15 protein-coding genes are annotated in these 19,301 nt (G+C 73.3%); 11 read left to right on the forward strand and 4 right to left on the reverse strand.

All coding sequences use genetic code 11. The features are described from left to right. The first annotated feature begins 10 nt into the window (after positions 1-10). Positions 11-799, forward strand: coding sequence for a TIGR04222 domain-containing membrane protein (locus ACODT5_RS12010; RefSeq protein WP_422519151.1), 789 nt, complete (start codon positions 11-13; stop codon positions 797-799). Between the two features lie 81 nt (positions 800-880). Continuing rightward, the gene (locus ACODT5_RS12015) at positions 881-2,617 is read left to right on the forward strand and encodes an alpha/beta hydrolase (protein ID WP_422519152.1); all 1,737 of its coding nucleotides are present in this window, start codon (positions 881-883) and stop codon (positions 2,615-2,617) included. Between the two features lie 105 nt (positions 2,618-2,722). Here ACODT5_RS12015 and hemQ read toward each other — a convergent pair whose 3' ends face one another. Further along, positions 2,723-3,436, reverse strand: coding sequence for a hydrogen peroxide-dependent heme synthase (hemQ, locus tag ACODT5_RS12020; protein WP_422519153.1), 714 nt, complete (start codon positions 3,434-3,436; stop codon positions 2,723-2,725). Between the two features lie 4 nt (positions 3,437-3,440). After that, the gene (gene hemG, locus ACODT5_RS12025) at positions 3,441-4,934 is read right to left on the reverse strand and encodes a protoporphyrinogen oxidase (RefSeq protein WP_422519154.1); all 1,494 of its coding nucleotides are present in this window, start codon (positions 4,932-4,934) and stop codon (positions 3,441-3,443) included. Positions 4,935-5,117: 183 nt separating this feature from the next. Here hemG and ACODT5_RS12030 point away from each other — a divergent pair, with 183 nt between their 5' ends. Both ACODT5_RS12030 and ACODT5_RS12035 read left to right on the forward strand, forming a co-directional pair. Continuing rightward, on the forward strand, positions 5,118-6,164 hold the full coding sequence (locus ACODT5_RS12030; protein ID WP_422519155.1) for a DUF4349 domain-containing protein: 1,047 nt from the start codon (positions 5,118-5,120) through the stop codon (positions 6,162-6,164). Positions 6,165-6,228: 64 nt separating this feature from the next. Next, entirely contained in the window at positions 6,229-7,617 is a 1,389-nt protein-coding gene (locus ACODT5_RS12035) for an FAD-dependent oxidoreductase (protein WP_422519156.1), read from the forward strand. Here ACODT5_RS12035 and ACODT5_RS12040 read toward each other — a convergent pair. Both ACODT5_RS12040 and hemE read right to left on the reverse strand, forming a co-directional pair. Then, entirely contained in the window at positions 7,614-8,753 is a 1,140-nt protein-coding gene (locus tag ACODT5_RS12040; protein ID WP_422519157.1) for an NADAR family protein, read from the reverse strand. The genes ACODT5_RS12035 and ACODT5_RS12040 overlap by 4 nt on opposite strands. 36 nt (positions 8,754-8,789) lie before the next feature. Next, positions 8,790-9,854, reverse strand: a complete 1,065-nt coding sequence (gene hemE / locus ACODT5_RS12045) for a uroporphyrinogen decarboxylase (protein WP_422519158.1) — start codon at positions 9,852-9,854, stop codon at positions 8,790-8,792. A gap of 91 nt (positions 9,855-9,945) precedes the next feature. On the opposite strand from hemE, the gene ACODT5_RS12050 reads away from it, so the two are divergent. The 7 genes from ACODT5_RS12050 to ACODT5_RS12080 all read left to right on the forward strand — a co-directional run bounded on the left by ACODT5_RS12050 (position 9,946) and on the right by ACODT5_RS12080 (position 19,283). Beyond that, positions 9,946-10,608, forward strand: coding sequence for a DUF3000 domain-containing protein (locus tag ACODT5_RS12050; protein WP_243331447.1), 663 nt, complete (start codon positions 9,946-9,948; stop codon positions 10,606-10,608). A 297-nt stretch (positions 10,609-10,905) separates the two neighbouring features. Beyond that, positions 10,906-11,568: a helix-turn-helix transcriptional regulator gene (locus ACODT5_RS12055; RefSeq protein WP_422519159.1), complete on the forward strand. Its 663-nt coding sequence runs from the start codon at positions 10,906-10,908 to the stop codon at positions 11,566-11,568. Positions 11,569-11,701: 133 nt separating this feature from the next. Further along, on the forward strand, positions 11,702-13,021 hold the full coding sequence (locus ACODT5_RS12060; RefSeq protein ID WP_422519160.1) for an HRDC domain-containing protein: 1,320 nt from the start codon (positions 11,702-11,704) through the stop codon (positions 13,019-13,021). A gap of 151 nt (positions 13,022-13,172) precedes the next feature. After that, positions 13,173-13,922: a ferritin-like domain-containing protein gene (locus ACODT5_RS12065; RefSeq protein WP_422519161.1), complete on the forward strand. Its 750-nt coding sequence runs from the start codon at positions 13,173-13,175 to the stop codon at positions 13,920-13,922. Next, positions 13,919-15,796 (forward strand): SMI1/KNR4 family protein, encoded by a 1,878-nt coding sequence (locus tag ACODT5_RS12070; RefSeq protein WP_422519162.1) that lies wholly within the window; start codon positions 13,919-13,921, stop codon positions 15,794-15,796. Before ACODT5_RS12065 ends, ACODT5_RS12070 begins: the two co-directional genes overlap by 4 nt. Positions 15,797-15,927: 131 nt before the next feature. Beyond that, positions 15,928-17,154: a thiolase family protein gene (locus ACODT5_RS12075; protein ID WP_266885747.1), complete on the forward strand. Its 1,227-nt coding sequence runs from the start codon at positions 15,928-15,930 to the stop codon at positions 17,152-17,154. Then, positions 17,151-19,283, forward strand: coding sequence for a 3-hydroxyacyl-CoA dehydrogenase NAD-binding domain-containing protein (locus tag ACODT5_RS12080; RefSeq protein ID WP_385379980.1), 2,133 nt, complete (start codon positions 17,151-17,153; stop codon positions 19,281-19,283). Before ACODT5_RS12075 ends, ACODT5_RS12080 begins: the two co-directional genes overlap by 4 nt. Positions 19,284-19,301: the final 18 nt, after the last annotated feature.

Here is a 19,301-nt window from a genome sequence, read left to right on the forward strand (position 1 = left end):
GAACTCGGACATGTTCTGGGTCCTGTTCCTCCTCCTTGCCTGGGCAGGGCTGCTGATCGCGTGCACCCGCCTCCTGAGGGCCGCCGCCGAACTGGCGGAGCCCCCGGGCAGCGCCGTGCGCCACGACCACCACCACGACGAGCTGAACCTGTACGAGGCCGCCTACCTCGCCGGCGGCCCCGAGCGGGTGGCCGAGCTGACGCTGCTGTCGATGCAGCGCCAGCGGCGGCTGCTGCTCGCGTACACCGGCTGGGCGACGGTGGTCGACCCGGTGGGCCGCGATCCGCACGAGTGCTCGGTGCTCGGCGCGTTCGGGCCGGACGGGCAGGAGCCGGTGACCTCCGTACGGGCGGTCGCGGCGCGGGATCCGGCCGTACGGGCCCTCGCGGACCGGCTCTCGGAGGCCGGGCTCGCGCTGCGCGAGGGGGTCCAGCAGGAGGTCTACGCGGGGGTCCGGGCGGTCCGGCAGGCCACCTTGCTGGTCCTCGGCATGCTGGGGGCCGCGCTGTGCGTACCCGAGCCGGGGACCACGACCACCATGATCCTGTGCTGGTTCGCGCTGCCGCTGATCCTCGCGCTGGGCTGCCTGGCCATAGCCCGCGTCGAGGGGCACGCGCAGTCCGAGTGGGCCTCCCCCGCCGGCCGGCGGCTCCTCGTGGAGCTGGGCCGGGAGCGGGGCGTGCGGGGCTCGCTCACCGCGGTGGCGCTGCGGGGGCTGCGCGCGGTCACCGATCCCGAGCTGCGGGCGGCGCTCACGTACGGCAAGCGGGGACGGATTCCGCGGCAACGGGGGCATTGAGCGCGACACCGGCCGCCGGTCCTGTACAGGGGGCCGCCCGCCGGATCTCATCGGAAGGTCCGTTGAGATGGGAGGCCCGCCATGCGCATGCCCCGGGTGTCCGCCACGGTCGCGCTGGCCGCCTTGGCGCTGGCCGCCTCCCTGCCGGTGACCTCCGGCGCCGAAGCCGCCGCCGGGACCGCTCCCCCGGGCCCCGCCACCGCCCGGGCGGCCGCCGAGACCGCCGGGGCCGAGCTCGTGGCCCGGCGGGCCGCTGCCGCCGCCGCGCTCGCGGGGCTCCCGGGCCCGGCCGGGGCTTCGCCCCCGGACCGTCAGCGTGCCCGCGACGGGCTGGAGTTCGGGCCGTGTCCCGTCGCCGAGGGGCTCGGGCCGGAGGTGCGGTGCGCCGCGCTCCGCGTCCCAGTCGACTACGCCCGGCCCCACGGGCCGCAGACCTCGATCCTCGTCAGCCGGGTCGCCGCCTCCGGCGCGGGCGGGGCCCCGCGGCAGGGTGCGCTCGTGTACAACCCCGGCGGGCCGGGCGGGAACGGGCTGTTCTTCCCGCTCGTCGCCGACCTGCCCGAGTGGCGCCGCGTCGGGGCCGCCTACGACCTCGTCGGCTACGCCCCGCGCGGCGTGGGCCGCTCGGGGCACCCGCTGTCCTGCCAGGACCCGGAGCGGTACGACCGGGCTCCGGCCGAGGCCGCCGGCGCACGGCCGGACGCCGCCGCCAAGGAGGCCCGGATCACCGCCGCGCGGGCCTACGCCCGCGGCTGCGCGGAGCGGGCCGGGGCGGACCTCGGCTCGTACACGACCCTGAACAACGTCCGCGACCTGCACGTGCTGCGCGCCGCGCTCGGCGAGGGCCGGCTGACCTTCATGGGGGCCTCGTACGGCACGTACCTCGGTGCGGTCTACGCCACCCTGTACCCCGGGCACGTCCGCCGGATGGTCTTCGACTCGGCCGTCGACCCCGATCCGCGCAAGGTCTGGTACGGCAACAACCTCGCCCAGGCCCCCGGCTTCGAGCGCCGCTGGGCCGACTTCCGCGCCTGGGCGGCCCGCCACCACGCCGCGTACGGGCTCGGCTCCACCGCCGAGGCGGTGCAGGCGAGTTACGACCGGGTGCGGGCGGCGCTGGCCCGCGAACCGGCGGGCGGGGTGGTCGGCACGGGGCAGCTGCACTCCGCGTACTTGCGGGCGGCGTACTACGACGAGGTCTGGCCGGGCCGTGCGGCGGCCCTGGCGGCGTTCCTGCGCGGCGATCCGCGCCCGCTGGTCTCGCTGGCCGCCCCGGATCCGGCGGCGGCCGTCGAGGGCGAGAACGCGACGGCCGTCTACACGGCGACGCTGTGCAACGACGCCCCGTGGCCCGCCGACTGGGAGACCTGGGACCGCGACAACACCGAACTGGCCCGCACGGCCCCCTTCGAGACCTGGACCAACGCCTTCCTGAACCTGCCCTGCGCCTTCTGGCCGGTGCGCGAGCGGCAGCGGCCGGTGGACGTGGGGCTCCGGCCGGGATCCCCGCTCCCCGGCACGCTGATCGTCGCGGCCGAGCGGGACGGCGCCACCCCGTACGGGGGCGCCCTGGAGCTCCAGCGGCGGCTCGGGCCGCGGGCCGGGCTGGTGACGGAGGAGGGGGCCGGCACCCACGGGGTGGTCGGCGGACGCAATGGCTGCGTGGACGCTCACGTGGAGCGGTACTTGCTGACGGGTGACACCTCGGGGTGGCGTGTCACGTGTGCGCCGCATCCGGAGCCCGCACCGGTGTCGCTGGACGACCGGGCAGCGACCGCCCCGGGGCACCCCAGGGCACTGCTGCCGCCAGTCGTCTGAACTTCCGGGCGGGATCTCCGGCTGCGTCGATTCGGGGGCAGGGCCTCCCGATCACCGGAGGACGCCGGTCAGGCGGTCCTCCGGTCCTTCCCCCCAGGGGAGGTATCAGGCGAGTCCGGCCACCAGATCGGCGACGGACTTGCGGCGTCCGGTGTAGAAGGGCACCTCTTCACGGACGTGCATGCGGGCCTCGGAAGCGCGCAGGAGACGCATGAGGTCGACGATGCGGTACAGCTCGTCGGCCTCGAAGGCCAGCAGCCACTCGTAGTCGCCGAGCGAGAAGGAGGCGACGGTGTTGGCGCGCACGTCGGGGTAGCCGCGGGCCATCATGCCGTGGTCCTTGAGCATGCGGCGGCGGTCCTCGTCGGGCAGCAGGTACCAGTCGTAGCTGCGCACGAAGGGGTAGACGCTGACGTAGTCGCGCGGCGTCTCGTCGGCCAGGAAGGCCGGGATGTGGGACTTGTTGAACTCGGCCGGGCGGTGCAGGGCCATGTTCGACCAGACCGGCTCCAGCGCGCGGCCCAGCTTGGTGCGGCGGAACAGGTTGTACGCGGTCTGCAGCTCGTCGGAGGTCTCCGCGTGCCACCAGATCATGATGTCCGCGTCGGCGCGCAGGCCGGAGACGTCATAGGTGCCGCGGACGGTGATGTCCTTGGCGGCCAGCTGGTCGAACAGCTCCTGGACCTCGTCGGCGAAGCCGGCGCGGTTCTCGGGGAGCACGTCCTTCAGCTTGAAGACGGACCACAGGGTGTAGCGGATGACCTCGTTGAGGTCCTTCGCCTTCTTCCCCGCGTTGGGAATCTTCTCTGGTGCAGTCATGTGTCTATTGTCCCGTGTGCTGATCAGTGGTCGGTGCCAGGGGTGCCCCAGCGGTCCCCAACGTGGCGATCACCACGTCGGCGGCCTTGCCCGCGCTCGCGATGCAGGCCGGGATGCCGACCCCGTCGTACACGGCTCCGCACACCGCGAGGCCCGGCAGGGCCGCGACGGCGGAGCGGATCCGGGCGACCCGGCCGAGGTGGCCGACGGGGTACTGGGGCAGGCCGCCGTCCCAGCGGGTGACGGTGGAGGCCACCGGGCGGGCGGTGGGCGCGAGGCCCACGGCCGCTCCGAGGTCGGCGAGGGAGACCTCGACCAGTTCCCCGTCGGAGCGCTTCAGGTCGCCCTCGTCGCCGTGGCGGCCGACGGAGGTGCGGAGCAGGAAGAGGTCGGGGTCGGTTCCGGCCCAGGACCACTTGTTGCTGGAGAAGGTCGAGGCCTTGATCGTCCGGCCGTCGACGGGCGGTACGAGGAACCCGCTCGCGCCGCCGTCGGCGATACCGGCCGGCAGGTCGGAGCGGCGCAGCGCCATCGTGACCAGGGCCATGGAGGCGTACTCGACCCCGCGCAGTTCGGTGGCGGCCGCGGGCGCGATCCGGTCGAGCAGCCGGGCGGCGGGTCCGGCCTGGACGGCCACGACCACTCCGTCGGCCTCGATGACCTCGGCGCCGCCCGGTGCGTCGGCGACCACGCGCCAGCCGGTGGCAGTACGGGTCAGCTCGCGCGCGGGGGTGTCGAGGAGGATGCGGGCTCCGGCCGCCCGGCAGGCCTCGGCGACGGCGAGCGGGAGCCTGCCGATGCCGCCGTCGATGCCGGAGAAGACGGGACCGGTCTGCCCCGCGCGGGCCGCCCGGGCCTGCAGTTCCCGTACGCCCTCGCCGAGGGAGGCGTGGCTGCGGGCGGCCTCGAAGAGCTGGGGGACGGCGGCGCGCATGGAGATGCGGTAGGAGTTGCCGGCGTAGACCCCGCCGAGGAGGGGTTCCACGAGCCGGTCGACGACCTCGTGGCCCAGGCGGGCGGCGACGTACTCGCCGAGGGCCACGTCCTCGCCGATCTCCTCGGGTGCCAGGGTGTGTTCGGCTCCGGCGCGGGCCAGGCCCTCGGCGGAGAGCACCCCGGAGGCGGCGAGCGGGCCCAGGTCGCCCGGGACGCCCATGACGTGACCGCCCGGCAGGGGGCGCAGCACGCCGCGGGTCCAGAGGCGGGCGGTGGCGGTGGCGGGCGGCTGCAGGGCCTCGCCGAGGCCCACGGCGCGGGCCAGTTCGAGCGCTTCGGGGCGGCGGGCGAGTACGGATTCGGCGCCGAGGTCCACGCGCAGGCCGGCCAGTTCGCCCGAGCGCAGCTTGCCGCCGGGGCGCGGGCCGGCTTCCAGGAGGGTGACGCGAAGGCCCTCGGCGAGCAGCCGGTGGGCCGCCGCGAGGCCCGCGATCCCGCCGCCGATGACGACGACGTGCCCGGCGGGGGCCGGCCGGTCCGTACGCGTGTCCGCTTCGTGCATGGACACATCGTCTCAGACCGCTCATCGGGCGATCGCCGAGGCCTGACCGTGACCGCTTCGGGATCACCTCGGAACCGCGCGTACGAAACCCGGAAGGGGACCCTGGACGTCAGAACGTCAGAACGTCGAGGCACTGACAGATGCGCATCCGGCGATTCGGACACTGACCAGGGGGACCCAACGATGCATACCCAGCACAGACGTTACGGGCGGTACGGACGGCGTTCGGCGACGGTCCTGGCGGCGATCTCCCTGACCGGGGCGCTCGTCCTCACGGGCTGCGGCTCCAGTGCCGACGACAAGTCGATGGGCAAGGCGGACGCGGCGTCCACCCAGCAGTTGGAGGCCGGACAGGGCGGGGCGGCGGCTCCGGCCCCGGCCGCGTCGGGCGCTCCGGCCCCGGGCGCCGACAAGAGCCAGCCTCAGGCTCCCGCCGCCCGCACGCAGATCATCCGGACGGCGTCGCTCGGCGTGGAGACGGCCGACGTCCAGAAGGCGACGGCCGGCGCCCGGACGGCGGCGGAGAACGCAGGCGGGTACGTCGGCAACGAGGGCACCACCCGCGCACCCGACGGGTCGATGACCTCGACGGTGACCCTGCGGGTGCCGGGCGAGCGCTTCGACGCGGTGCTGGCCGCGATGGAGGGCGCCGGAAAGCTGCTCGAGCGCAAGGTCGAGGCGCAGGACGTGACGCAGAAGGTCGCGGACGTCGACAGCCGGGTCAAGTCCCAGCAGGCGAGCGTGGTGCGGGTGCGCGAGATGATGGAGAAGGCCTCGGGGCTGTCCGAGGTGGTCACGCTGGAGGCCGAACTCAGCAAGCGCCAGGCCGATCTGGAGTCGCTGCTCGCGCAGCAGACGGCGCTGAAGGACCAGACCTCGCTCGGCACGATCACGCTGACGTTCACGGAGCCGGGGAAGCAGCCCGTCAAGGAGAAGGAGAAGCCGGATCCGGGCTTCTCCGACGCCCTGATCGGCGGCTGGAAGGTCTTCGCCGCCGCGGTCCTGTACCTGCTGATGGCGCTCGCCGCGGCCTCGCCGTTCCTGCTCAGCGGCGCGTTCCTGCTGCTCGCCTTCCGGCTGTACCGCAAGTGGCGGCCGGCGAAGGCGAAGCCCGGCGCCGCGCGGCGCCTGCCCGCACAGGGCGGGCCGGCCTGGCCGGGGCACACGGCCGCCACTCCGGCGGATCCGACGCATCAGAACGCTACGCCGCCGCCGCCGGTCCAGGACTGATCACCCGTGCGCCCGTAGCGTGGGGCCCGCAGGCACGGACGGCGGGGAAGGACGGTACGGGCACATGGGGAACGGCACGGAACGGCTGGTGGTGGTCGGCGGTGACGCGGCGGGGATGTCCGCCGCGTCGCAGGCCCGGCGGCTCAAGGGCCCGGCGGAGCTGGAGATCACCGCCTTCGAGCGGGGGCACTTCACCTCGTACTCCGCGTGCGGGATCCCGTACTGGATCGGCGGCCTGGTCGACGGCCGGGACGAGCTGATCGCCCGGACACCCGAGGAGCACCGTGCGCGGGACATCGACCTGCGGACGCGGACGGAGGTCGTGGAGCTGGACCTCGCGGGAGCGCGGGTGCGCGCCCGGGATCTGGAATCGGGCGCCGAGTACTGGACGGGGTACGACAAGCTCGTCCTCGCCACCGGCGCCCGGCCGGTCCGCCCCCGGCTGCCCGGCATCGGCGCGCACGGGGTGCACGGCGTCCAGACGCTGGACGACGGTCAGCGGCTGATGACGGACCTGGAACGGACGGCGGGCCGCCGGGCGGTGGTCGTGGGCGCCGGCTACATCGGCGTGGAGATGGCGGAAGCCCTGCTCGGGCGGGGCTTCGAGGTCACCGTGCTGCACCGGGGCGAGCAGCCGATGTCCACGCTGGACCCGGACATGGGCGGCCTCGTCCACAGCGCGATGAACGGCATGGGCATCCGTACGGTCGCCCGCGCCGAGGTGACGGAGATCCTCACCGACGCGGAGGGCCGGGCCCGCGCGGTGGCCACCGCGGCCGGGGACGAGTACCCCGCGGACGTGGTCGTCCTCGGCATCGGCGTCGAGCCGCGCACGGCCCTGGCCCGCGCGGCGGGTCTGCCGCTGGGCGAGTCGGGCGGTCTGCTGACCGACCTGTCCATGCGGGTGCGCGGCCACGAGAACATCTGGTCGGGCGGCGACTGCGTGGAGGTCCTGGACCTGGTGGCGGGCCGCATGCGGCACATCGCGCTGGGCACGCACGCGAACAAGCACGGCCAGGTCATCGGCTCGGGCGTGGGCGGCGGCTACGCGACCTTCCCGGGCGTGGTCGGCACGGCCGTGAGCAAGGTCTGCGACCTGGAGATCGCGCGTACGGGGCTGCGCGAGCGGGACGCCCTGGCCGTCGGGCTCCGCTTCGTCACGGCGACGATCCGCTCGACGAACACGGCGGGCTACATGCCGGAGGCGGCGGAGATGACGGTCAAGATGCTCGCGGAACGCCGCACGGGCCGGCTCCTGGGCTGCCAGATCGTCGGCGGCGCCGGCTCCGCGAAGCGGGTGGACATCACCGCGGTGGCCCTGACGGCCGGCATGACGGTGGACCAGATCGTCTCCCTGGACCTGGGCTACGCCCCGCCGTTCTCCCCGGTGTGGGACCCGGTGCTGGTCGCCGCCCGCAAGGCGGTCTCCGCGGTGCGGGCGGCGGGGGTCTAGCCGGTCGGGGCCGCGCCGGCGGCGGCGAGTTCAGAGCGGATCAGCTCCAGCAGGCGGCCCGTCCAGTTCCGGCCGCCGCGGGAGCCGCCGTCGCGCCAGAAGGGGGCGTCGGAGATGCCGGTGTAGAGGATCGCGCCCTCCCCGGTGGCGACCAGCAGCTCCGCGAGGCGCGGGTGCTGTCCGAACTTGGCCCGCAGCAGCGCCGCCATGACGGCGACCCTCCGGGCGGCCCAGTCCGCGCGCCCCTCGGCCGCTCCGCCCAGTTCCCGCGCCTCGCGGGCGCTGGCGGCGGAGCGGATCCGGTCGTGGTCGGCCCGCTCTGCGGCGTAGAGGGCCCAATAGCCGTGCACCACGCTGGAGTAGGTCTCCCCCGCGTACGTGAAGGGGGCGTCGTAGTCGTTGCGCAGCGCGAAGTCTCCGAGCTCGGCCGGCCATCCCCGGGGATGCACGGACTCGTGGAGGACGACCGGGGGCTGCGGGTCACCGGCGGGCGCGTCCGCGTAGAGGACGGCCCGCTCCCGCTCGGCCCGCTCGACGCCCTTGTCCCCGTTGGCGAAGTAGTCGAGGGCGTCCTGGTGCATCTCCGGCGTGGCCACGGGTCCGTCCCCGTCCACGGGCGAGCCGAGGTCGGTCACCAGGATCCGCAGCGGCCGGTCCTGGCGGTCCATGTCCCCCAGGACATAGACCCGCAGGTGGGCCGGGACGGCCAGGTACGCGTCCCGGAGCAGGGACCGGTTGGCCTCCGTCGTCTCGCGGCGGTAGGCCCGGACGGCCTCCATCAGCAGGTCTTCGGTCGTGGGCCGGCCCGCCAGCCGGGAGATCTCGTCGGCCACTTCCCCGAGGAAGCTCTCCTCGGTCAGCGGCTCGGGGTAGCGGGCGAGCCACTTCGAAGGCTCCGGAGTCCACTCCCGGCCGTCCGGCCGGGCGAGCGCCACCTTCCCCGAAGCCAGGAGTCCCGCCAGCCCGGCGAGATCGGTCGCCCCGTAGCGCCCGCGGCTGATCCTTCCGTCCGCGTAGACGAAAAGCTCCCCGGGGTAGTAGTCGTCCTGCCGTTCGTACTTCCACCACACGAGGCGCCAGGCCCCGTCGATGGTTTCTCCGTCGGATATGCGAAACGTCGGCCCGTGCCATGTCATGCACGGCACGGTACCGACGTTGGCGCAGTCCCGGTCCTAGACCGCCGTCTGCGTGTGGACGTAGTCCACCAGGCGGGTCAGGGCGTCCGGGTTCGTCGTCGGGAGGACGCCGTGGCCCAGGTTGAAGATGTGGCCCTCCAGGTCCGCCGCGGCGTCCAGGACCTCGCGGGTCTTGGTCTCGACGGCCTCGGTGGTGGAGAAGAGGACGGCCGGGTCCAGGTTGCCCTGGAGCGCCTTGCCGGGGCCGACCCGCTTGACGGCCTCGTTCAGGGAGACCCGGTAGTCGACGCCCATGACGTCCGCGCCGGCCTCGCCCATGAGGCCGAGCAGCTCACCCGTGCCCACGCCGAAGTGGATGCGCGGGACACCGTAGGAGGCCACGGACTCCAGGACCTTCGCGGAGGCGGGCATCACCGAGCGGCGGTAGTCCGCCGGGGCGAGCGCGCCGACCCAGGAGTCGAAGAGCTGGATCGCGGAGGCGCCGGCCTCGATCTGGACCTTCAGGAAAGAGGAGGTGATCTCGGCGAGGCGGTCCAGCAGGTCGGCCCAGAGCTCCGGGTCCCCGTACATGAGGGCCTTGGTGTGCTCGTGGTTCTTGGACGGGCCGCCCTCGACCAGGTAGCTCGCGAGGGTGAAGGGCGCGCCGGCGAAGCCGATCAACGGCGTGGAGCCCAGTTCACCCGTGAGCATGCCGATCGCCTCGGTGACGTACGAGACGTCCTCCGGGGTGAGGTCGCGCAGCTGTGCGAGGTCCTCGCGGCGGCGGATCGGCTGGGCGACGACCGGGCCGACGCCCGGCTTGATGTCCAGGTCGATGCCGATGGCCTTCAGCGGGACCACGATGTCGGAGAAGAAGATGGCCGCGTCCACGTTGTGGCGCCGGACCGGCTGCATGGTGATCTCGGTGACCAGGTCGGGCCGCATGCAGGATTCCAGCATCTGCGTGCCCTCGCGCACCTTCCGGTACTCCGGGAGCGAGCGTCCCGCCTGCCGCATGAACCACACGGGGGTGTGCGGTACCGGCTCGCGCCGGCACGCCTTCAGGAAGGCGGAATCGTACGTCTGGCTCGGCGTGCCCGTGGGGCGGGTGTTGGCGCTCACGACTCAAATCTTCGCACGTATGAAGAAGTGCCCGGCCCGGCGCGGGTGTCCCTGCGCCGTACGGGCGCTCGTTCCGCCTAGTCTTCCCCGCATGGCTGCGGCTCAGGGACGATTTTCAGATGGCGCTGACGGTACGGACAGCGCGAAGGACAGCTCCGTCCCACTCCCGTTCCGGCGGGCGGTCGACGGCTTGAAGAAGGCGAGGCTGCGGCAGGGGATCGAGATCGATCCCACCAAACCGCCACAGAGACTGGCACCCCACGCGTACGCGCTGGAAGCGGCCGTCGTGGACGGTGACGAGGACCTGGCCGACGGCCGGCTGATCCTCCTGCACGACCCGGCCGGGCACGACGCCTGGCAGGGCACCTTCCGGCTGGTGACGCTCGTACGGGCGGAACTGGAGCCGGAGATGGCCGTGGACCCGCTCCTCCCGGAGGTGTGCTGGTCCTGGCTGACGGGTGCGCTGGACGCGCGCGGGCTGACGTACGGGGAGGCGAGCGGGACCGTGACCATGGCCGCCTCGCACTACTTCGGCGGGCTCGGAGAGCGGCGGCCGGCGACACAGATCGAGATCAGGGCCTCGTGGACGCCGCGCGAGGGGGTGGGCGGGGTGCCGGACACCGCCGCACACCTGTCGGCCTGGTGCGAACTGCTGTGTCAGATCGCGGGGCTGCCGCCGGTCGGACCGACCGAGACGGTCACCGGGGTGGTCTCGCTGCCCCAGCGGCGCGGCCCCCATCACCCCCAGGGGTGATTCCGCAAGGCCGGGGGCGGCGCGGACCCGCGTCAGCCCGCGCCGACCTGCACCGATCCGTGCCGACCCGTGCCCCGATTTCGGGGCCGGATGTCGTTACGGGGCGCCCCTTGCGGGCTTCTGATCACCCTATGATCGATCGTGCGTCCGAATTGCCCGAATTGTTACTAACCAAATCGTGATCATTCCCTAAAGCCGGGCGGGTGACGTGCCGAAGGAGTCATAGACCATCCGCACGGTTCGCACCGGCTTCCTTCCCCGAGCCGGCCGTCCCGCCACTCCCCCCAGGAGGCCTAGGTGTCCGTTCTTCTCGAGCAGCCCGCAAGCCTGGTCGCCTACCGCCCGAACAAGCCGACGGCCATGGTCGTCGTGGCCGACCCGCGCGTGCGTTCCACCGTGACCCGCCATTTGTGGGCCCTCGGAGTACGCGACGTGATCGAGGCTTCGTCCATCGCGGAGGCCCGTCCACGCATCGGCAGCCCGCGCGACATCTGCGTGGCCGACGTACACCTGCCCGACGGTTCCGGTCTCACCCTGCTCTCCGAGACCCGCGCCGCCGGTTGGCCGAACGGCCTGGCCCTGTCCGCCGCCGACGACATCGGCGCCGTACGCAACGCCCTCGCGGGCGGAGTGAAGGGCTACGTCGTCACCGGCACCCGGACCAACATCGGGCTCCCGTCCCGGCCCGGCGCCGCCCCCATCGGCGCCGCCGCGGCCCGTATGCACCGCCGCCCCCCGGGTTCCCCGAGCCACCCGGGCGGCTACCGAGAGCTCTCCGGCCGCGAGGTCGAGGTCCTGCGCCTCGTCGCGGAGGGCCAGTCCAACAAGGCCATCGGCGTTTCGATGGGCCTGTCCGCCCTGACCGTCAAGTCCCACCTCGCACGGATCGCCCGCAAGCTGGGCACCGGCGACCGGGCCGGGATGGTCGCCGTCGCCCTGCGGACCGGGATCATCCACTGACCCGGCCGATATCCCCCGAAGTCCCCCGGGAAAACTCCCGGAGAACCCGGGGAAACGTCCGTACTCCCCCCTCGCGCCCGTCGCCGGAACGTTCCGGCGACGGGCGCGTCGTATCCACGGATACCCTTGACCGGTGACCGACGCCCAAGAAACCGCAGCAGGCCTGCGCACCACCACCGGGGGCGGCCCCCCGGACGACGAGGTTTCGTCCGACGGGCTGCCGATTCCCTTGCTAGAACCCCGTGAGGGCATCCCCCCGGTGGTCGCCGACGCCGCCGCGCTCGCCGAGGTGGTCGCGGCCTTCGCCGCGGGCACCGGCCCCGTCGCCGTGGACGCCGAGCGCGCCTCCGGCTACCGCTACGGCCAGCGCGCCTACCTCGTACAGCTGCGCCGCGAGGGTGCGGGCTCCGCACTGATCGACCCGGTGGGCTGCCCCGACCTCTCCTCGCTCGGCGAGGCCCTGTCCGGCACCGAGTGGATCCTGCACGCCGCCACCCAGGACCTGCCGTGCCTGCGCGAAATAGGCATGGCGCCCACCTCCCTCTTCGACACCGAGCTGGCCGGCCGCCTCGCCGGCTTCCCGCGGGTCGGACTCGGCGCGATGGTCGAGGGGGTCCTCGGCTACGTGCTGGAGAAGGGCCACTCCGCCGTCGACTGGTCGACGCGTCCGCTCCCCGAGCCGTGGCTGCGCTACGCCGCGCTCGACGTGGAGCTGCTCGTGGACCTGAGGGACGCGCTGGAGAAGGAGCTGGACCGGCAGGGCAAGCTGGAATGGGCCCACCAGGAGTTCGACGCCATCTGCGCCGCACCGCCCGCGCCGCCCCGCAAGGACCCGTGGCGCCGCACCTCCGGCATGCACAAGGTGCGCCGGCGCCGGCAGATGGCCGTCGTCCGGGAGCTGTGGGAGTCCCGGGACCGGATCGCGCAGCGCCGTGACGTGTCGCCGGGCAAGGTGCTGGGTGACGCCGCGATCGTCGAGGCCGCGCTCGCCTTGCCGCTGAACGTGCAGGCCCTCTCCGCCCTGCCCGGCTACGGGCAGCGCATGGGCCGGCGCCAGCTGGACCAGTGGATGGCCGCCGTGGACCGGGCCAAGGCCCTGCCCGAGGCGGAGCTGCCGCAGCCGGGGGCGACCCCGGCCGGTCCGCCGCCGCCGCGCTCCTGGGCGGACAAGGACCCGGCGGCCGCGGCGCGGCTGGCCGCGGCCCGGACGGCCGTGTCGGCGCTGGCGGAGGGGCTGAACCTCCCGCAGGAGAACCTGATCACCCCCGACACGGTCCGCCGGCTGTGCTGGGAGCCGCCCGAGCGCCTGGAGGCGGACGCGGTGGCCGAGGCCCTGGCGGGCTACGGAGCCCGCCCGTGGCAGATCGAGCAGGTGACGGACGCCCTGGTCACGGCCCTGGCCGCGACCCCGCCGGTGATCGTGCCCGAACCGGAGACCGAGACCGAAGACTGACCGGTCGCCCGACGCGCTCGGGCTCGCTCGACATGGGGAAGCCCCCGGCCGAAAGGCCGGGGGCTTCCCCATGTCCGCGCCCATGTCCCGGTTCCGCTACAGCCGGCCCGGACTCCTTTTGAACACGCTCAAAGACGCCTAACTTTTGAACGTGATCAAACATGGGCGGGGATACGAGACCTGGGTGACCGACTTCGAGACCGAACGGGAGCGGCGCGCCCGGCGGGGGGATCCGGAGTGGACCCGGGGCGCGACGCTCCCCGCGGAGCTGGTCCGGAGCCTGCAGCGGTTCCAGGTGGGCGAGGACGGGGACGGCTCCGCACTGATCGGCAAGGCCGACCGGGCCGGTGATCCGGTGTACGCACGGGCCGTACGCCTCTTCGTCGCGGAGGAGCAGAACCACGCGCGGATGCTGGCCCTGCTCCTGGAGGCGGGGGGCGCGGGGACCCTGGACGCCCACTGGAGCGACACCGCCTTCGTACGGCTGCGCAGACTGCTGGGGCTGCGGGTCGAACTGCTGGTGCTGATGGTGGCGGAGGTCGTGGCCCTGCGGTACTACCGGGCCGTGCGGGACGGGGCCGCCGATCCGCTGGCCTCGGAGGTGGCGGGGCTGATCCTCGCCGACGAGGAGCGCCACGTCCCCTTCCACTGCCTGCGCCTGCGCGAGGCCCTGGCGCCGCTGCCCGCCCCCGTCCGCCGATCGGCGGTCAAGGCCTGGCGGGCCGCGCTCGCCGCCGCGGCCGTGGTGGTCGCGGCGGACCACGGACCGGCCCTGCGCACCCTGGGCGTCCGCCGCCGCACCTTCGTGGCGGACACCGTCCGCTCCTCGGCGGCCATGGCGGCCGGCATCGCCGGCACCTCGCGGGTGCTGTCGGTGGCCGCGCTTAGGGTGCCGACATGATCACGCCGACCGCAGAACCGACCCCAGAGCCGACTACAAGGCCGTCTGTAGACCAGTCCTGGGCCCGTATCGAGGCCTGGCTCGCACGGCACGCCGCCGTCACCCACGGGCTGCTGCGCCCGCCGGCCCTGCCGCAGGACATCGCGGCGGCCGAACTCCGTCTCGGGGTGACGTTCCCGTCCGACCTGCGGGAGTCGCTGCTGCGGCACGACGGCGTGGAGCTCCAGGAGGGCACGCTCTTACTCGACTACTACGGGCCGCCGTCCGGAGTCGAGGACATCGTCCGGAGCACCGAGCAGCTGCGCGAGATCGCCGTGGACGCGGATCTCGCCGAGACCGAGGCCGAGGCCGAGGCCGAGCTCCACGAGGAGGAGCGCGACGAGTGCGCGTACTGGCAGCGCGAGCGGCTGCTGATCACCCTGGGCATCGGCTGGCAGTCCTCCGACGGCCTCTTCCTGGCCACCCGCCCCGGCCCGCATCACGGGCGCATCGGCCGGTACTTCGACGAGACGGGCTCGACCTTCACCGCCTGGCCGGGACTGTGGCAGCTCCTCGCCGACTTCGCCGCGGCCCTGGAGAACGGCACGCCCTTCTACGGACGGACGCCCCTCACCCACGAAGGCCGGCTGATCTGGGACGACGACAGGACGATCATCCCCGATCCCCTCTCTCCCCTCGGCCTGGCCGCCGGGGCCGCCGAACCGCGGATCCCGGCCCCCGCGGCCGAGCCGATCCCGCCGGCCCCGCCATCCCCGCAGCACGACGGGGCGTACGCCGTCGTCACCTTCACGAGCTTCGGATCGCCGGACGGGCCCGCGCCACCCGTGCAGCCCGACGTCGTCTTCGTGGCGGGCATCGAGCCCGGGGAGCTGCTGGACAGGCTGGGCGCCGTGCCCGCGACCATCGCGCCGCGCGGCCGGGAGCAGGCGAGGCACTCCGCCACCTCGCCCTGGGCCGCGTGCCGCCCGATGGTCCGGGCCGGGTCGTGCGGTGGCGGGTGGTCGTACGCCACCCACGAGGGCGGTGACGCCCAGTTCGGCCGTCCGGAGGTGCTGCGCCGGCTGTCGCGCGGGACTCGGGTCGTGCTGCTGGCGAAGCAGGGGTCCGAGGTGCGCGTCGCCCTCGTGGAGGACGGCGTGGAGCGGCCGGCGGCGGCCCGTCTGGTCGATTCGGACCGCGAGGACTACGCAGCCGGACCCCAGGAGAAGCCCGTGCTCGGGCCCGCTGGGCAGTACTGGCGGCTGAGCGGCGGCGATCCCTGGCCCGGCTCGACGGCCGCGTACGCCCGGCTGCTGGCCGGCCTGGCGGCGGAGTACGGCATCACCTGGGATCCGGCGGACGACGGCGAAGCGCAGCTGGCGAGCGCCCTGCTGCTGCCGGTCCTCGAAGACCTGGAGCCGGATCCGTACCCGGTCTCCTCGGTGCGCGACTTCGACCTCGGCGCCCTCGTCGACCGGACTCCGCCGGACCTGCTGCGCTCCGCGATGGCGGCCCAGCTCGCCCGGCTCGCGTCCGAGACCGGCATCGACGGCCACCCGGAGATCGCGCGGGCACTGGACCGGATCCGCCGGGATGAGCCGGTGGACCTGACGGCCGACGGGGACCTGGACCTGCGGATGAGGACCTTGGCGGCGGAGGCCCGGGCGGCCCGGGGACTGCTGGACTCGGCCCGCTGCGAGCCGGAACCGGCGCCCGTCACCGCGGCCGACCTCGCCGCGTGGTCCGCACGGGACGCGGCTGCCAGGGCCGTGCGCGCGTTCCTGCTGCTGCCCCTGCCGGGCGCGGCGGAGAAGGTCCTGAACCTGCGCCTGTCCGTACGCTGGCGCGACGAGCTCGCGGCGGACCTGGCCGGACAGCACCCCGGCGGAGTGTGACCTTCGCCGCTCCTCCCGTGGGGGCTGTGCATGCCGGTTACCGACAAGTAGCATGGAGAGGTGAGCGGGCGCTCAGTAATGGGCACGCCCCCCGCGCAGCAGTGCACACCCGCACCTGGAGGAGAGCCAACGTGCCTCGTACCGTCAGGGACGTCGTCTTCGTCGACGGCGTCCGCACCCCGTTCGGCAAGGCGGGCCCGAAGGGCATCTACAACGAGACCCGCGCCGACGATCTCGTCGTCAAGGCGATCCGGGAGCTGCTGCGCCGCAACCCGGACCTGGACCCCGCGAAGATCGACGAGGTCGCCATCGCCGCGACCACGCAGATCGGCGACCAGGGCCTGACGCTGGGCCGCACGGCCGGCATTCTCGCGGGCCTCCCGCAGTCCGTCCCGGGCTACTCGATCGACCGCATGTGCGCCGGCGCGCTCACCGCCGTGACCGCCGTCGCGGGCGGCGTGGCCTTCGGTGCGTACGACGTCGCCCTCGCCGGCGGTGTCGAGCACATGGGCCGCCACCCCATGGGCGAGGGCGTGGACCCGAACCCGCGCTTCGTCTCCGAGAAGCTGGTCGACGAGTCCGCCCTGTTCATGGGCATGACCGCCGAGAACCTGCACGACCGGTACCCGACGATCACCAAGCTCCGCGCCGACGAGTACGCCGTGCGCTCGCAGGAGAAGGCCGCCAAGGCGTACGCCGACGGCAAGATCCAGCAGGACCTGGTGCCGATCTCGGTGCGCAACAACAACGAGGCGGCCGGTGAGACGGGCTGGGGCCTGGTCACCGCCGACGAGCCGATGCGTCCGGGGACCACCCTGGAGAACCTGGCGGGCCTCAAGACCCCGTTCCGGGTCCACGGCAACGTCACCGCGGGCAACGCCGCCGGTCTCAACGACGGCGCCACGGCCGCGATCATCGCGTCCGAGGACTTCGCCCGCGCGAACAACCTCCCGGTCAAGATGCGCCTGGTCTCGTACTCCTTCGCGGGTGTCGAGCCGGAGGTCATGGGCTACGGCCCGATCCCGGCCACCGAGAAGGCCCTGGCGCAGGCCGGTCTGACGATCGACGACATCGGCCTCTTCGAGGTCAACGAGGCCTTCGCGGTCCAGGTCCTCGCGTTCCTGGAGCACTACGGCATCGCCGACGACGACGCCCGCGTCAACCAGTACGGCGGCGCCATCGCCTTCGGCCACCCGCTCGCCTCCTCGGGCGTGCGCCTGATGACCCAGCTGGCCCGCCAGTTCGAGGAGCAGCCGGAGGTCCGCTACGGCCTGACCACCATGTGCGTCGGCTTCGGCATGGGCGCCACGGTCGTCTGGGAGAACCCGAACTTCACCGCCGAGGGAGACAGCAAGTGAGCACCACCACCACTGAGCTCCTGAAGGGCGCTGCCGAGCTGTTCCCGGACGAGGTCGTCACGCGCGCGCTCGTACGCCACCTCGACCTGCCCTTCGGCGCCGGGCGCTTCGCGCTCGTCACGCTGGACAACGGCCTGGACCACACCAAGCCGACCACCTTCGGCCCGCAGTCCCTCGCCAACCTGAACGCGGCGATCGACCAGGTCGAGCAGGAGGCCCTCGCGGGCTCCATCGTCGGTGCGGGCCTGACCGGCAAGCCGTTCATCTTCGCGGTCGGCGCCGACCTCAAGGGCGTCGAGCTGCTGAAGAAGCACGACGAGGCGCTCGCCATCGGCAAGGGCGGCCACGACGTCTTCAAGCGCCTCGCGGCGCTGGCCGTCCCCACCTTCGCGTACTACAACGGTGCGGCGATGGGCGGCGGTGTCGAGGTCGGCCTGCACTGCACCTACCGCACCGTCTCCAAGGCCATCCCGGCCTTCTCGCTGCCCGAGGTCTTCCTCGGCCTGGTTCCCGGCTGGGGCGGCTGCGCCCTGCTGCCGAACCTGATCGGCGCGGACCGCGCGGTCTCGGTCATCATCGAGAACTCGCTGAACCAGAACCGCCAGCTCAAGGGCAAGCAGGTCTTCGAGCTCGGCATCGCCGACGCGCTGTTCGACGGTGCGGACTTCCTGGAGCAGTCGCTCCTGTGGACCGCGAACGTGCTGAACGGCACGACCGAGGTCGTCCGCGACGAGATCGACCGCGGCGAGGCCTGGGACGCGGCGGTCGCCCGCGGCCGCTTCATCGCCGACTCCAAGGTGCACGGCGCGGCCCCGGCCGCCTACCGCGCGCTGGAGATCATCGAGGCTGCCAAGGACGGCGACCTGCAGAAGGGCTTCGACGCCGAGGACGCGGCCCTGGCCGACCTCATCATGGGCGGCGAACTGCGCTCCGGCATCTACGCCTTCAACCTGGTCCAGAAGCGCGCCAAGCGCCCGGCCGGCGCCCCGGACAAGAACCTGGCCCGCCAGGTCACCAAGGTCGGCGTCGTCGGCGCGGGCCTGATGGCCTCGCAGCTGGCGCTGCTGTTCCTGCGCCGCCTGGAGGTGCCGGTGGTCCTCACCGACATCGACCAGGAGCGCGTGGACAAGGGTGTGGGCTACGTCCACGCCGAGATCCAGAAGCTGCTCGGCAAGGGCCGCATCAACCAGGACAAGGCCAACCGCCTGACCGCCCTGGTGACGGGTGTCCTGGACAAGGCCGAGGGCTTCGCGGACGCGGACTTCATCATCGAGGCCGTGTTCGAGGAGATGTCCGTCAAGCAGAAGGTGTTCGCGGAGGTCGAGGCGGTCGCCCCGGCGCACGCGATCCTCGCCACCAACACCTCCTCGCTGTCGGTCTCGGAGATGGCTTCCAAGCTCCAGCACCCGGAGCGCGTGGTCGGCTTCCACTTCTTCAACCCGGTCGCGATCCTCCCGCTGCTGGAGATCGTCCGCGGTGAGCAGACCGACGACGCCTCGCTGGCCACGGCCTTCGGTGTCGCGCGGAAGCTGAAGAAGACCGCGGTCCTCACCAAGGACGCCCCGGCGTTCGTCGTGAACCGCATCCTGACCCGCTTCATGGGCGAGATCCAGAACGTCATCGACGAGGGCACCCCGGTGGTCACCGCCGAGAAGGCCATCGAGCCGCTCGGCCTGCCGATGTCCCCGCTGGTGCTGCTGGAGCTCGTGGGCCCGGCGATCGGCCTGCACGTCTCCGAGACCCTGAACCGCGCCTTCCCGGAGCGCTTCACCGTCTCCCCGAACCTCGCTGCGGTCGTCAAGGCCGGCAAGCGCGGCTTCTACACGTACGACTCCGGCAAGCCGGAGCTGGACCCCGAGGTCGCCGCCCTCCTCGTGCAGGGCGATGTCGTCCTGACCGAGGAGCAGGTCCGCGACCGCGTCCTGGACGCGGTGGCGCAGGAGATCGGCCTGATGCTGGAGGAGGGTGTCGTGGCCGAGGCCCAGGACATCGACCTCTGCCTCATCACGGGCGCGGGCTGGCCCTTCCACCTGGGCGGCGTCACTCCGTACCTGGACCGCGAGGGCGTCTCCGAGCGGGTGAACGGCAAGAAGTTCCTGGCCCCGGGCCTGGCGAGCGTTCCGGTCTGACGCACGGCCGGCACCGAT

It is taken from the genome of Streptomyces tatrensis, from assembly GCF_049310065.1.
Lineage (GTDB): Bacteria > Actinomycetota > Actinomycetes > Streptomycetales > Streptomycetaceae > Streptomyces.